13 protein-coding genes are annotated in these 13,900 nt (G+C 42.0%); all 13 read right to left on the bottom strand.

Translation table 11 applies throughout. From position 1 onward, the window contains the following. Positions 1 to 29 precede the first annotated feature (29 nt). Complete coding sequence (gene ileS, locus HMPREF0850_RS07045) at positions 30 to 2,822, bottom strand: isoleucine--tRNA ligase (RefSeq protein ID WP_000768067.1); 2,793 nt, start codon at positions 2,820 to 2,822, stop codon at positions 30 to 32. A gap of 256 nt (positions 2,823 to 3,078) precedes the next feature. Further along, positions 3,079 to 3,963 carry a DivIVA domain-containing protein gene (locus HMPREF0850_RS07035; protein WP_001123197.1) on the bottom strand — a complete coding sequence of 295 codons (885 nt, stop codon included), beginning with the start codon at positions 3,961 to 3,963 and terminating at the stop codon, positions 3,079 to 3,081. 8 nt (positions 3,964 to 3,971) lie between these two features. After that, on the bottom strand, positions 3,972 to 4,763 hold the full coding sequence (locus tag HMPREF0850_RS07030) for a YlmH family RNA-binding protein (RefSeq protein WP_000988888.1): 792 nt from the start codon (positions 4,761 to 4,763) through the stop codon (positions 3,972 to 3,974). Further along, positions 4,760 to 5,020 carry a YggT family protein gene (locus HMPREF0850_RS07025; protein ID WP_000576497.1) on the bottom strand — a complete coding sequence of 87 codons (261 nt, stop codon included), beginning with the start codon at positions 5,018 to 5,020 and terminating at the stop codon, positions 4,760 to 4,762. The genes HMPREF0850_RS07030 and HMPREF0850_RS07025 overlap by 4 nt, the downstream gene beginning before the upstream one ends. Beyond that, on the bottom strand, positions 5,020 to 5,553 hold the full coding sequence (locus tag HMPREF0850_RS07020) for a cell division protein SepF (RefSeq protein ID WP_000053360.1): 534 nt from the start codon (positions 5,551 to 5,553) through the stop codon (positions 5,020 to 5,022). The genes HMPREF0850_RS07025 and HMPREF0850_RS07020 overlap by 1 nt, the downstream gene beginning before the upstream one ends. Before the next feature lie 9 nt (positions 5,554 to 5,562). Further along, the gene (locus HMPREF0850_RS07015) at positions 5,563 to 6,234 is read right to left on the bottom strand and encodes a YggS family pyridoxal phosphate-dependent enzyme (RefSeq protein WP_000364415.1); all 672 of its coding nucleotides are present in this window, start codon (positions 6,232 to 6,234) and stop codon (positions 5,563 to 5,565) included. A gap of 3 nt (positions 6,235 to 6,237) precedes the next feature. Further along, the gene (ftsZ, locus tag HMPREF0850_RS07010; protein WP_009013920.1) at positions 6,238 to 7,494 is read right to left on the bottom strand and encodes a cell division protein FtsZ; all 1,257 of its coding nucleotides are present in this window, start codon (positions 7,492 to 7,494) and stop codon (positions 6,238 to 6,240) included. Between the two features lie 16 nt (positions 7,495 to 7,510). Next, on the bottom strand, positions 7,511 to 8,887 hold the full coding sequence (gene ftsA / locus HMPREF0850_RS07005; RefSeq protein WP_000196335.1) for a cell division protein FtsA: 1,377 nt from the start codon (positions 8,885 to 8,887) through the stop codon (positions 7,511 to 7,513). 236 nt (positions 8,888 to 9,123) lie between these two features. Then, on the bottom strand, positions 9,124 to 9,828 hold the full coding sequence (locus HMPREF0850_RS07000) for a YwaF family protein (RefSeq protein WP_001055277.1): 705 nt from the start codon (positions 9,826 to 9,828) through the stop codon (positions 9,124 to 9,126). 195 nt (positions 9,829 to 10,023) lie between these two features. After that, a complete protein-coding gene (locus tag HMPREF0850_RS06995; RefSeq protein ID WP_000994199.1) occupies positions 10,024 to 10,635 on the bottom strand; it encodes an NUDIX hydrolase N-terminal domain-containing protein in 612 nt (203 codons plus the stop codon). Next, positions 10,622 to 11,995, bottom strand: a complete 1,374-nt coding sequence (locus HMPREF0850_RS06990; RefSeq protein ID WP_000778761.1) for a UDP-N-acetylmuramoyl-tripeptide--D-alanyl-D-alanine ligase — start codon at positions 11,993 to 11,995, stop codon at positions 10,622 to 10,624. Before HMPREF0850_RS06990 ends, HMPREF0850_RS06995 begins: the two co-directional genes overlap by 14 nt. Before the next feature lie 83 nt (positions 11,996 to 12,078). Continuing rightward, positions 12,079 to 13,122: a D-alanine--D-alanine ligase gene (locus HMPREF0850_RS06985; RefSeq protein WP_000814659.1), complete on the bottom strand. Its 1,044-nt coding sequence runs from the start codon at positions 13,120 to 13,122 to the stop codon at positions 12,079 to 12,081. A gap of 173 nt (positions 13,123 to 13,295) precedes the next feature. Continuing rightward, positions 13,296 to 13,892, bottom strand: a complete 597-nt coding sequence (recR, locus tag HMPREF0850_RS06980; protein WP_000966754.1) for a recombination mediator RecR — start codon at positions 13,890 to 13,892, stop codon at positions 13,296 to 13,298. Positions 13,893 to 13,900 lie beyond the last annotated feature (8 nt).

Here is a 13,900-nt window from a genome sequence, read left to right as displayed (position 1 = left end):
TTTAGCGACCTTTCTCAGTCTCTTTCTGATTATTTTGCTTCAAATCCTTCTGCAACTGCATCCGCAAAGTTTTCTTCTACGATGCTTGCACAGTGGTCACAGATAACTGCATGGTAACTGCGTTCTGCAGTAGTTGGATCGATACGACGGCAACGGTCACAAACTTCACCTGCAGCGCGTTCAACTGTGAAGGCAACATCCTCAAAGCTAACTGCGCCTTCTGGGGCTGCTCCTTCTGCGATGGTCAATTCTGATACAATCAAGAGTTGAGCCACATTGCTGTCCACTGCTCCAAGCAGAGTTTTCACCACTTCATTTGGATAAACTGTCAAGTGTGCTTCAAGCGATTTTCCGATAACTTTTGCATTACGAGCTTCTTCCAAGGCTTTTTGAGCTTGTCCGCGGAAGTCCATGAAGGCTGCCCAAGTATCCAAGATTTCTTCCTGGTTAGCAAATGTTTCCGCTTCTGGCAATTCTGACAATTGAACAAAGTCTTCAGCTTCAAACTCAAGATATGACCAGATTTCTTCCGCAGTGTGAGGAAGGATTGGTGTCAAGAGTTTCGTGTTTTTGACAAGGATGTCATAGAAGACAGTCTGCATTTGACGGCGTTCGAGTGATTTGGCACCTTCGATGTAAACAACATCTTTAGCAAAATCAAGGTAGAAGGCTGACAAGTCAACATTGATAAAGTTTACCAAGGACTTGTAGATTGTCAAGAATTCGAAGTCAGCATAGGCATCACGAATGGTCTTAACAAGTTGGTTAAATCGGATAGTCATGTACTTATCAACTGAACGAAGTTCTTCGTAAGCTACTGTATCTTCAGCTGGGTTAAAGTCAGATGTGTTAGCAATCAAGAAACGAAGGGTGTTACGAATCTTACGGTAAGTTTCAGAGACTTGACTTAAGATATCCATAGAGATACGCACGTCGTTGCTTGAGTCAACACTAGTTACCCAGAGACGTAAGATTTCCGCACCAAATTGTTTTTCAACATCGCTTGGAGCAATGGTATTTCCAAGAGATTTAGACATCTTCTCACCTTTACCGTCAAGGGCAAAACCTTGTGACAAGATTTGTTTGTAAGGCGCTACGCCATGGTTGGCAACAGATGTGATGAGTGAAGAGTTAAACCAACCACGGTATTGGTCAGAACCTTCTAGGTAAAGGTCTGCTGGATATTTGAGTTCTGGACGGTTTACTACCACTCCATTCCATGACGAACCTGAGTCAAACCATACGTCCATGATGTCTGTTTCTTTTTTGAACTCGCCATTTGGTGAACCTGGATGCGTAAATCCTTCTGGCAAGAGATATTTGGCATCACGTTCCCACCAGATGATAGAACCATGTTCCTCAAAGAGTTGAGCCACGTGTTCAATAGTTTCAGCTGTCATGATTGGTGTGCCGTCTTCAGCGTAGAAGATTGGAAGAGGAACTCCCCAAGCACGTTGACGAGAGATAACCCAGTCGCCACGGTCACGAATCATGTTGTAAAGGCGTACTTTACCCCATTCTGAGTGGAACTTCACTTTTTCAATTTCGTCCAAGATTTCTTGGCGGAATTTAGATACTGAGGCAAACCACTGTGGTACTGCACGCCAGATGATTGGTTTTTTCGTACGCCAGTCAAATGGATAGGAGTGAGAGATTTCTTCTTGCGCAAGGAGAAGATTACCAAGTTTTTCGATAACAGTTGGTACAACCTTGTCATAGAATTGACCTTCAAAGTCAGAGCCAGCATTGGCCATCATAATACCGCGTTCGTTAACTGTTACAGCAACTTCAAGACCGTTAGCAACACCGACATTGTAGTCGTCCTCACCAAAACCAGGGGCTGTATGGACGATACCAGTACCAGAGTCAGTCGTAACGTGGTCACCAAGGATTACCAACTCATCTACAGCCGTATCCCAAGGGTGAGCTGTTACGATATGGTTCAATTCTTGACCACGGTAGGTTGCCAAGACCTGAACATCAGCCCAACCAAATTTTTCAGACAAACTAGTCAACAATTCTGAAGCAACCACAAACTTACGAACTTCACCAGCAGGTTGTACGACTACGTAGTCAATATCCGCTCCAACAGTCAAACCACGAGAAGCTGTGATAGTAAATGGAGTTGTGGTCCAGACAACGATATAAGTATCTGTATCTAGAACACCTTTTCCGTCTTTGACGCGGTTAGCATAGTAAAGGGAAGTTGAAAGCAAGTCATGGTATTCAATTTCCGCTTCTGCAAGGGCTGATTCAGATGACCATGACCAGTAAACTGGCTTGGCACCACGGTAGATATAGCCTTTCTTAGCCATTTCACCGAAAACACGGATTTGAGCTGCTTCATAGTCTGGAGTCAAAGTCACATAAGGATTTTCCCAGTCACCAGAAACACCCAAACGTTTAAAGTCTTCTCTTTGTTTATCAACTTGAGAAAGAGCGTACTCGCGGCAAAGTTTCAAGTACTCAACCAAGTCCATTTCTTTGCGTTTGACACCTTGTTTTGCCAAAACTTGCTCGATTGGCAAACCATGTGTATCCCAACCTGGGATGTAAGGCGCATAAAATCCTGACATCGATTTCGAACGAACAATAATATCTTTAGAAATCTTGTTCATGGCGTGCCCAACGTGGATATTTCCGTTGGCATAGGGAGGTCCATCGTGCAAGGTGAAATGCGGTTTTCCTTGGTTCAATTCTTGACGACGTTGGTAAAGTTTCGCTTCGTCCCACTCTTTTTGCCATAGCGGTTCTTTAGTAGGAAGTCCAGCACGCATTGGAAATTCAGTTTTTCCAAGATTTAGGGTATCTTTAAGTTTCATTGTTACTCCTTTAATTTAAATTGACAAATTAAAAACCACGAATCGCTAAAAAGGACGAAAATCGTGGTACCACCTTTGTTCGGAAAAAGACTTTGTCTTTTCCCCTCTTTTCCCGTAACGTGGGGAACGTCCAATCTTACTCTTTTCAGACTGGATTGCTTGAGAGGATAATCTGACCACTAGGGATTGCAGGACTCACACCGTCTCCTACTCGCTGGAAATATAGTTGGTTAAATCTTGTTCTCACATTTATTTCTTATAATATTGTAACGGATTCTTGTTGTGCTTCATGTCTAGTAGTTGAAGAAGCAGTTCCAGTTGCTGATGGCGATACTGAGAAATACTCTGTCATCATTTCTGAATCCTCATGTTGTAGTTCAACTGAATGAGACTGTATCTCTTCTACAACCGTATTGATGTCTAACACATGACTTTCCGCTTGACTGTTAGCCTGCTGAGCTTCAAACTCAGCTAATTCTTTGTTACCTGCTTCGATGCGGGCTTGTAACTCAGCCATTTCTTCAGGTGAAAATTGGCGAGTCACATCAATCGGCTCTTCTTCTGGTTGCGAAGGAACAGCTTCTCCCAAGACCTCACCTACGACTTCCTTGAAGGCTTCATCACTTGTTTGGAGATAAGTCGCAGTCGGACGAAGAATATCTTCCCAATCTGAAGATTCGACAATTGCCAACTGGCTCTCAATCGTAGATTTGAGACGTTGATGAAATACACGGCTTTTGTTTTTCAATTCCTCTGTCTCAACAGCTACTTTCTTAGCATTATCTGTTGCCTGACGTAGGATTTCATTAGCCTTGTATTTTGCCTCTTCAAGGAGGCGCTGGGCATCTTGCTCAGCCTGTTGAATAATATTGTTTGAGCGCTCTTGAGCAGCTTGCTTTACACGTTCAGCCGTATCTTGAGCAATCAAAACAGACTGGCTCAACGAATCCTTCATCTCATCAAAGTAAGATAAGCGCTCTTCTAAACTTCTAATGTGTCTTTCCATTTCGTGATTATTGCGAACTAAGTCCTCGTAATCACGAACAACAATATCAAGAAATTCATCTACTTCTTCTGGATCAAACCCTCTGAATTTCGTAGAAAAGGTTTTATCTTTAATTTCTAATGATGTAATTGGCATACTTTTCCTCACTTACTTAATAATAATTGGATAGTCAGTTTTATCTTATCCCTTTTAGTTTGCCCATTTTCTTTGACAATCTTCAGACGACCAAACTTTCTCACACTAATCAAATCCCCTACAGCTACTAGATAATCTAATTTTTCAATGGGGTGGTAGTTTACCTGAACAGATTTTTTCTCTATCAGTTGACCAGCCTGCTTTCTGGATAATTTCAAAGCACTTGATAAGAGGGCATCCAAACGAAAACTGGAAATCAAAATCTCTTGTTCTTGATAATTGATCTCAGATATGATTTTATCGGTGAAAGGACATTCCTCCAGCGACACAGGTAGTCTGGCAATCTTTTGTATCCCGTCCTGAAACAGAGGGATAAAATCACGATTGACAAAAATCTGTGCTCTCTTTTCATCTACCAAGATATCACCAAAGAGCTTACGATCAATTCCTAGTTGATTGATGATTGTCCCCAAAATCTTTGCATGTGTTAGCTGTTCAAATCTACTTGGATAACGGATCTCTAACAATGCTATTTCAAAATCTGACAGTGTCGGACTGAAATAGTCCGGATACAGAAGGACACGGACAAATTCTGTATGGATATATTCTCCGCTACTCACACAGCCCAGTCCATAGGTCCCAGCCAAAACCCTCAGTATATGTTCCTGATGCGGATTGACAAAAGCAGTGAGGACAGGAGTATAAGTATCTTCCACCCGCTTGATCCACTCTAATCCCTTATCAATAAAGGGAGCATCATCAAGAGAAAAGTGCTGGTAAATCGCTTTATTTGTCATCATAGTATCAACAAGAAACGAATCAAGCTGTCACCCAAAAAACGGACGATTAAGATTGCTAGCCAAATGGATAAATCCAAACCTCCAAATTGTAAAGGTAAACGGCGAAGTGGATCAACAATCGGTCTAATCAGCTTTTCCAGTAAACGTTCTAGTGAACTACCGTAAGAATTTGGAAACCAAGAGAGGAGTGCATAGATTAACAAAAGCAGGGAATAGATATTCACTGCATTTTGGATTAGACGAATCAGAAAAATCATTATTTCGCTCTACTTCGTTTAATATCAAAACCAAATTCTGCACTTTGAGAATCATCAGGCAACTTGATATCTTCAATATTCACAACCACATTGACTGGTGTCAACAAATACATTGTACTCGCAACTTTTTTCAGATTACCTGCCAAAACATGACGGGCACCGTCCAGATAGTCTAGACAACGACGAGCCTGAACCTCTGTCATGTACTGGAAGTCAATCAAGATACTTTCATTTCCAGCCAATAAATCCACAATCTCTGTTGCATCCTCATATTTTCTAGGATAACGAACATCAATCGTCACTTTTTCATCTGTACGATGGCTTTGCATAGCCAATTCTTGTTGGCGAGCATGTAAGCGAGTGATGTTGGCATCTTTTGAAGTGGTTGATTGAAACTGCGCTGGCAGTTCTTTAGAAGCTGAACTCGATGAAGCAATCATCTGCTCATCCTGAGGTTGATAAGTCGCAGTTGTTTCTTCCCCATCTTCTGTAAAATAATCTATAAATTTATCAAATCTATCTTTTAAAGACATAGATCTCTCCTATTTAAAAAATGCTGTGCCAATTCGAACAAAGGTCGAACCAAATTGAATCGCTTCCTTATAGTCACGACTCATGCCCATGCTCAACTCTGTCATCGGCATATTAGGAATTTGTTTTTCTCTAATTTCTGCTTGCAGTTCCTGAGTTTTCTTGAAAATTTGTTTCAATTCATCAGAATCTGCCTCAAAAGGAGCCATGGTCATCAAACCAACATACTCAATCTGATCTAGCTGAGCCAAGTCTGGCAAAAGTTCTAGTAATTCTTTTTTTGAAAAACCGTGCTTGCTTTCTTCTCCTGAAATATTGACCTGTAGGAAACACTTGATAACATGATCTGTTCTCTTTTGAATCTCCTGCGCCAATTTTAAGGAATCTAAAGCATGAAAGTAATCCACAAAAGGGATTACTTCTTTGACCTTCCGTCTTTGTAGCGTTCCAATCAAATGCCAAGTGACAGGGAATTCTTTTAACGTCTGATATTTTTCTAAAAATTTATCAACACGATTTTCACCAATATGATGAACACCCAGGGGAAGCAAGGCTTCCGCTGTTTTTACGTCCACATATTTCGTCACTGCAATAATTGAAACAGAAGCTGGATCACGATTTGCTTCTCGGCTAGCTTCAGCGACCTGCTGAAAAACGAACTCTGTATTTTTTTTCAAATCCATTGATTAACGATTCTTGAAGAATGGAGGTGTGTCCAACTCATCTTCGTCCTGATAAGTCGGTGCTTCGAAACGTTCTACCGGTGATACGACTAAATCAGTTTGACGAACGATTGATTCACGGCGCAAGTCCCAATCACCAAAAGCAGAAGATTGACTTGTTTCAAAGCGTCGTTGGCTTTGTTTTGGTAATTCTGCTGTATCTTCTAGGTCAAAATGACGATCAAAATTTTGAGGGTGCGGTTGTCTTGAGGCTTCACGACGAGCCGCTTGTTTTACTGGAGAACCAACAACTTTTTCCACTCGCTCTTGACGAACACCTGTCGCTACAACAGTAACACGGATTTCATCCTTCATGCTTTCGTCAATAGAGGTTCCAAGCCAGATATTCACTCCTTGGCCTGCTGCTTGATTGACAATTTCAGAAGCCTCTTCTGCTTCAATCAAGGTCAAATCAAGACCACCAGTAACGTTGACGATGACATCTTCAGCACCGTCAATGGTTGTTTCAAGAAGTGGTGAGTAAATCGCTTTACGAGCCGCTTCAACGACACGCTCTTCTCCACTGCCAATACCGATACCCATAAGGGCATTCCCTTTGTTTGCCATAACCGTTTTCACGTCAGCAAAGTCAAGGTTGATCAAACCTGGGTTAGTAATCAAGTCTGTAATCCCTTGAACACCTTGGCGAAGGACGTTATCTGCTTCACTAAGAGCTTCAAGAAGCGGTGTCTTCTTATCAACAATTTCAAGCAAGTTGTTATTTGAAATAATCAACAAAGTATCAACATGTTCGCGAAGTTCGTTGATTCCTTCTACAGCGTACTGACCACGTTTGCTTCCTTCAAAGCCAAAAGGACGTGTCACAACACCAACTGTAAGGGCACCTAAATCTTTAGCAATACGTGCAATAACAGGGGCAGCTCCTGTACCAGATCCACCACCCATACCAGCAGTGATAAAGACCATGTCTGCCCCGCTAATCGCTGCTGTCAATGCTTCTTCGCTTTCTTCAGCAGCCTTACGACCAACCTCAGGTCGACCTCCAGCACCCAAGCCACGAGTCAATTTTGGTCCGAGTTGGATAACTGTTTCAGCTTTTGTACTGCTTAAGGCTTGTACGTCTGTGTTCGCCGCAATGAATTCTACTCCTGAAACACCTTCGTCGATCATGCGGTTAATAGCATTACCACCGCCTCCACCGACACCAATTACTTTAATAACTGCACCTTGAGCAGCTGCTGTATCAAATGAAAATGTCATAATTTCTTTTCCTCTTTTATTCATCAAACATGCTTCCGATCAAGCTACGGAAACGGTCTGTTAATTTCGGTTTATCTTGAGAACTTGCTTGGAATTCGTCTCTTGGAGCAAGGCCACTGTCAGATGTGATTTCAGTTGCTGCAGTAGCTGGTTGCACTGGAGTTGATTGTATAATTGGTGTCACACTCTGATTTGAAACACCAAAATTAATTGGTTTTTGGCGAAGGAATTCATCTCCTCTGACTGCCTTTTGAGCCAGAAGATTCACTTCTGTCAATTTACCTGCAAACTCAGACAAGCTGATCACATGGGCAAAAGCAGGGTTGCGAATTCCCACTTGATTTGGCACATAGAGTTTCACTCGAACACCAAACACTTCTTGCGCCAATTCGACAACTCCTGGTAAAATCGCATTTCCGCCGATCAGAACGATACCACCTGGTAGATCCAACAAGTGCCTTCTGTCTAACTCCTGTTTAATTTGATCAAAAATATGTTTGATACGTGCTGAAATAATTTCTGCCAAGTAACTTTCTGTCACTTCAACGGGCTCTACTTCACCAATGACTTCAACTTGGAAAGTCTCGTTACTTGCTAGTGGAACATAAGCTTCACCATAGTTTAGTTTTAAACTTTCCGCGATTTTTTGGGATGTTTTTAAGACCTTGGAAATATCTTTAGTGACATATTCTCCACCCTCTTGGTAAATGTTTGTAAATTGCAATTCTTGATTGCGAATAGTTGCAACTGTAGTCTGTCCACCACCCATATCAATCACTGTCGCGCCAAACTCACGTTCTCCCTCATTAAGAACTGAATTTACAATCGCTAATGGTGAGATGATGACGTTGTCAACATGAATTCCCACACGCTCTACGGTTTTACGAAGGTTATGAAGAATGGTACGAGGCCCTGTGTAAAGTAAACCACGCATTTCCAAACGCACCCCCATCATGCCACGAGGGTCACGAATACCTTGGAAACCATCTACGATAAATTCTTCTGGAATGAAAGTAATCACTTCACGATCAGGCGTCATGCTCTTCGTCAAAGCTGATTTGACAACATTCTCTACGTCTTGATCTGTAATTTCTTTTGTATCTGATGTTACAGGAATCATTCCTTGAGTTGGTTCAACCTGCAAGAGATTTGCTGGTAAACCAACATTGACAGACTTAATTGAAATTCCTGCCTTCTCTTCTGCCTGGGAAATTGCGGATTTAATTGCTGAAGCAGCAGCCTCAATATCAACGATAATCCCGTCTTTGACACCTTTACTCTTGGCATTGCTAACGCCAATTACATTTACTTCACCATCTCTATGTTCGGCAACCAGCACTTTGATGGAGCTAGTTCCGATATCTAAGCCTGTAAAAAAACCATCTCTAGTCATTACATTGCGTCCTCTCTGTCTTCCAAGTTTCTCACTTCTATTTTCAATAACTGTGACGAGACACAGCTATTCACAAAATATTATAACACAAAAAATCCAATCGTGCTTAGTTTTTCATAAATTTCCTCTAGGTTTTTTGTAAAAGTCTTTTAAACAATTTTTCTCAGGAGCAATCATTATTTTTATATCCTTACAGCTATATTTTGCATATTTAATCAAAAAAAGAGAAGGCCTTTTTAAGCTTTCTCTTGAATCATTTTTTCTGCTCTTTGTTGCAAAAAGACCTCTAGTACTTTTGCAGTCAAACTGATAGCTACTACCAACACACTGGACACGATGATGTAATTCGCCAATAGTCCGTGATTCCCCACTAGTGGTGGTTTATTTAAAAATCCATAATCTCCACCTACAACCAAGTTGACAACTCCTATCAAGGCATTTAGAGAAAATGTAATCACTGTCACATTTTTCAAGTTGAGCAGGGAAGCTTCATAATTCTTAAACAAGTATAGGAGCGCATTCCCCAAAAGTGCCACATGCCCGATGATAAAGGACAGGATGGTCACATGCGGAAACGGATAAGGGTCAAAGAGTGGGTATGCCAGAGCTGCAGTTGCTCCAAAGGTTCCTAGAAGTGCAAAGTATTGCTTGTACTTGGAAGTCCCTGGAATCAAGAGCATAACAAACATGGCGATACGGCAATGATAGAAGGGCAAACTTTCTGATAAGGGCATTTGATTCCCCCAATACCAGCTATACAGAACAATCAGTTGAAGAGACTGAAGGATCTGAATGAAGCGCTGGTAAGCCACCTTGTCACGGTAACGATATGAAACATAGAAAGTAAGAGCCAATAAACTTAACAAACCAATATACCAGTGGAGTTCAAACTGGGGCGGTTCTGATATCTGTGTGGTAAATAATTGTTCCCACAAATTCATATTCTATTCCTCGTTCATCTAGCCAGAGTAGTAGAAAGTTCACTATTCTAGCTTTTAAATTTTTTTGAAAAAGCTTGATTCTATACCATGCATAGAATACTTGCTGCTTAAATTCGCAACCTATTATATCATTTGTATCGCAGAAATGCATCTTACAAACACCCTTTTTTGATTTGCAGACTTCTCTAGCATAACCTAATCAATATATTGGTCTCTTTGTCCTTTATAAACCTGCCAAAGAATCTCCATTTGTTCCTTGGTGATGCGTTTTTCAGATAAGGCTGGCAATTGGTCAATGGCAAAAAATTGAAGGTCAGCAATTTCTTGATTCTCTTGAAATTGTCCATCAAGAAGCTTACATTCAAACACAAACTTTGCATATTGTTTGCTCTGTAGTTGGGAACGATTGGTGTCAAAAACTGCAAGTAACCTTTCAGTTTTTGCTGTAAAACCGGTTTCTTCTTCAATTTCTTTAAGAATATTTTCAGTTGGAGAATAGCCGACTTCACCAAAGCCACCTGGCAAAGCCCAACTTTCCTCTCCTTGCCCTCTGACTAGACATACTTTTTCATCCTCAACAATCCAAGCACGGACGTCCATCAGAGGAGTTGCATAAGCACCAGTTGGTCTCAGAAGCTCTGTTACTTCCTCTTGCTTTAGTTCTGTAGTTTCTCTCAAAATATCAGATAAGATCGCACGCAAGTCCTCGTATCGCTCACAGTCAAAAGGATCTTTTGTGAAGGTTAATCCAGTATCCGTAATGGCTAGCATTCTTTGCAGATACTTGGTAAAATCACTTGCATTCATTCTCTAAACTTTCTACCAACTTGGCTAGATTCATGGAGTTAGAGCCTTTGAGCAGAATCTGGTCGTTCGTACCAAGGCTTGCCTTAACCTGCTTGACAAGACCTTCAAATTGGTCTTCGTCAGCTGTCTTCTTGAAGTAGTAAACGTGGCCGATTGGGAACATTTGACTAGCCAGCTGGCTTAATTCGGCAATGTCTTCTCCATAGAAAATAACGGTATCCAGCACATCTGGCGATAGGCTCAAAATCATCTGATTATGGAGTTGGATAGATTGGTCACCAAGTTCCTTCATGTCTGCTAGAACAGCGATTTTCTTGCCCCCTTCGTTGGCTGGGATGGCAGAGAATGTCTCCAAAATCAACTTCATAGCAGTTGGATTGGCATTGTAAACATCTGACAGAATATCTGCTCCGTTGGCAGCTTTCTTCCACTCAGTACGATTACGCGTCAAGTCAAGATTTTGGAAGGCTTGACGAATCTGTTCCTCTGACACTCCTTCTTGCAAGGCAACGTAGGATGCAATCATAGCATTGGTGGCATTGTACTTACCAGTCACTGGCAAATCAAGGGTTTGTTCCAAAAAATTAGCCTTAAAGGTCAGACTATCCTTGCGCTCAACCAAGTCTGTGATTTCCAACTCTGCCCCTTGCCCAAAACGAACTACCTTTTTATCAGTAGGCAAGTAGTCCTCTACAATCGAGTCAGCCGGTGCCAAGAGCAAGGAGCCAGGCCTCATACCATCTGCAATTTGCATTTTTCCTTTAGCGATTTCCGAACGGTCTTTGAAAAAGGCTAAATGAGCTTCTCCAACCAAGGTCACGATGGCTGTCTTAGGATGAGCCAATTCAGACAAAAGATGGATATCTCCCAAGTGATCCTGCCCCATCTCCAAGACCAACTTTTCTGTCCCTTCAGGCATGTGGAGAACTGTGTAGGGAAGCCCAATCTCATTATTGTAGTTTCCTTGTGTTTTGTAGGTCTTGTAGGTTGTTGACAGTAAATGCGCCAGCATATCCTTGGTTGTTGTCTTGCCATTTGAACCTGTAACAGCAAAGACATCAACAGCCGTTTTCTCAAGATAGTAGGCAGCTAGGGTTTGAAAGGCAGTCAACACGTCGTCTACTAGGATGTAGGGTTGATTTGCAACCTTTTTCTCGGATAAGGTTACTACTGCACCATTTTCAAAAGCTGTTTCGATAAAGTCGTGACCATCACGCGCTCCCTTGAGCGGAACAAACAAATCTCCTGCAGTGATTAAACGACTGTCAAACTCAGCCTTAACTAGCGGACTATCTGGATAAACTGTCACATCATTTTTAGCCCTAACAACTTGCGCTACTTCATGGATTGTTAATTTCATTTCTACTCCTTTAAAAAGGGTTGAAGTCCAAGAACTCTAATCACCTACAGTGACAGTTCTGGCTTCTACCCTCTCTTTCATTTTTATAGCAAATGCGCTTCGCGCTTGTCAAAACTTTCCTTGGCAAGGTCAACCAAACGCTCGATTAGTTCTGGGTAGCTGATTCCCATATTGTCCCAAAGTAGTGGATACATAGACCACTGGGTGAAACCTGGCATGGTATTGAGCTCGTTTAGGAAAATCTCGCCCTTGTCTGTATAGAAGAAATCACAACGAGACAGACCGAGACCACCGATGGCACGGAAGGCTGTTTCTGCATTTCGACGCATGACAGCTACTACATCATCACTAATCTTGGCTGGGATGTCCATGGTAATCTTGTTGTCAATATACTTGGCATCGTAGTCATAAAAGGCAACATCCTTGACCACTTCACCAGGAAGCGTACTCTTGACATCGTAGTTACCCAAGAGACCAACCTCGATTTCACGAGCATTCACTCCTTGCTCTACCAAGACACGGCTGTCATATTGAAAGGCAAGCTCCAAAGCTTGGCGGAGTTCTTCTTGGTTTTCAGACTTAGAAATACCAACACTTGAGCCCATGTTTGACGGTTTCGTGAAGACTGGATAAGTCAATTTTTCTTCAACTTCAGTGATTTTAGCAGTCACATCATCACCTTCGACGATAGCCACATAAGGAACTTGAGCAATCCCAGCAGACTCCAAGACACGTTTGGTCGTGATTTTATCCATGGCAAGGCTGGATGACAAGATATTACAGCCGACATAAGGCATTTTCAAAACTTCTAAAAATCCTTGAACTGAACCATCTTCTCCCATCGGACCATGAAGAACTGGAAAGACCACTGCACCTTCTTCGTAGATAGCACTTGGCGCTATTTTCTTGTCCCAGTCAATAGTCGCATTGGTCATGAGACGATCCTCTTGACCTGGAGTCTGGCTAAATTCTTGCGTTTTGATAAAGTCACCTGACTGACTGATGAAGAAAGTCTTGACTGTGAAACGATCGTAATTGACCGCACGCATGACACTCTCAGCTGATAGTACAGAGACTTCACGTTCCGCACTACGTCCACCGTATAAAAGAATAATTGTTTGTTTCATATTACTGTCCTATTTTCTAATAGAATACTCGCACCTTAGTATATCATATTTGCTTCTTTTTTGAAACTTGAACATGGTACTGATAGTAAAGAAATATAAAAAGAGACCGATAACGACAAACTCGGTCTCCCCGTTCTTGTATAAATGAATTGAGTTCGTAAATTTGTTTACTCCTACAACTCTGTCCGATTTTCAATGGCTCGTAGGAGTGTGACTTCGTCCGCATACTCGATATCTGCTCCCACGGCCAGACCTCGTGCCAAGCGAGTGACCTTGATACCAGCTGGTTTGAGGAGACGAGAAAGGTACATAGAGGTCGCTTCCCCGTCAGCCGTCGCATTGGTTGCCACGATCACCTCTGAAACCTCACTATCCATGAGACGGGTCATGAGACTCTTGAGGTTGATATCGTCTGGGCTGATGCCATTCATAGGAGAAATGAGGCCATGCAAGACATGATAGAGTCCGTGGTATTCTTGGATATTTTCCATAGCAGCCACATCGCGACTATCCTCTAGCACCAAGATGGTTGTCTGGTCACGAGTCGGATCTGTACAGATAGAGCAAGGATCATCGTCAGTCAAGCGACCACAGATGGAACAATAGGTCAACTCCCGCTTAGCAGACAGTAGATTTTTGGCAAATTCATTGACATCGTCATCAGACATTCCAATGGTATAGAAGGCTAGACGGGTAGCCGTTTTGATTCCGATACCGGGAAGCTTCGAATAACTATCGATCAGCTTGGCAATAGGTGTTGGATACAGCATAAGTTCCT

The organism is Streptococcus sp. M143 (genome assembly GCF_000162495.1).
GTDB lineage: Bacteria > Bacillota > Bacilli > Lactobacillales > Streptococcaceae > Streptococcus > Streptococcus dentisani.
This window is presented reverse-complemented; position numbering and strand designations above follow the sequence as displayed.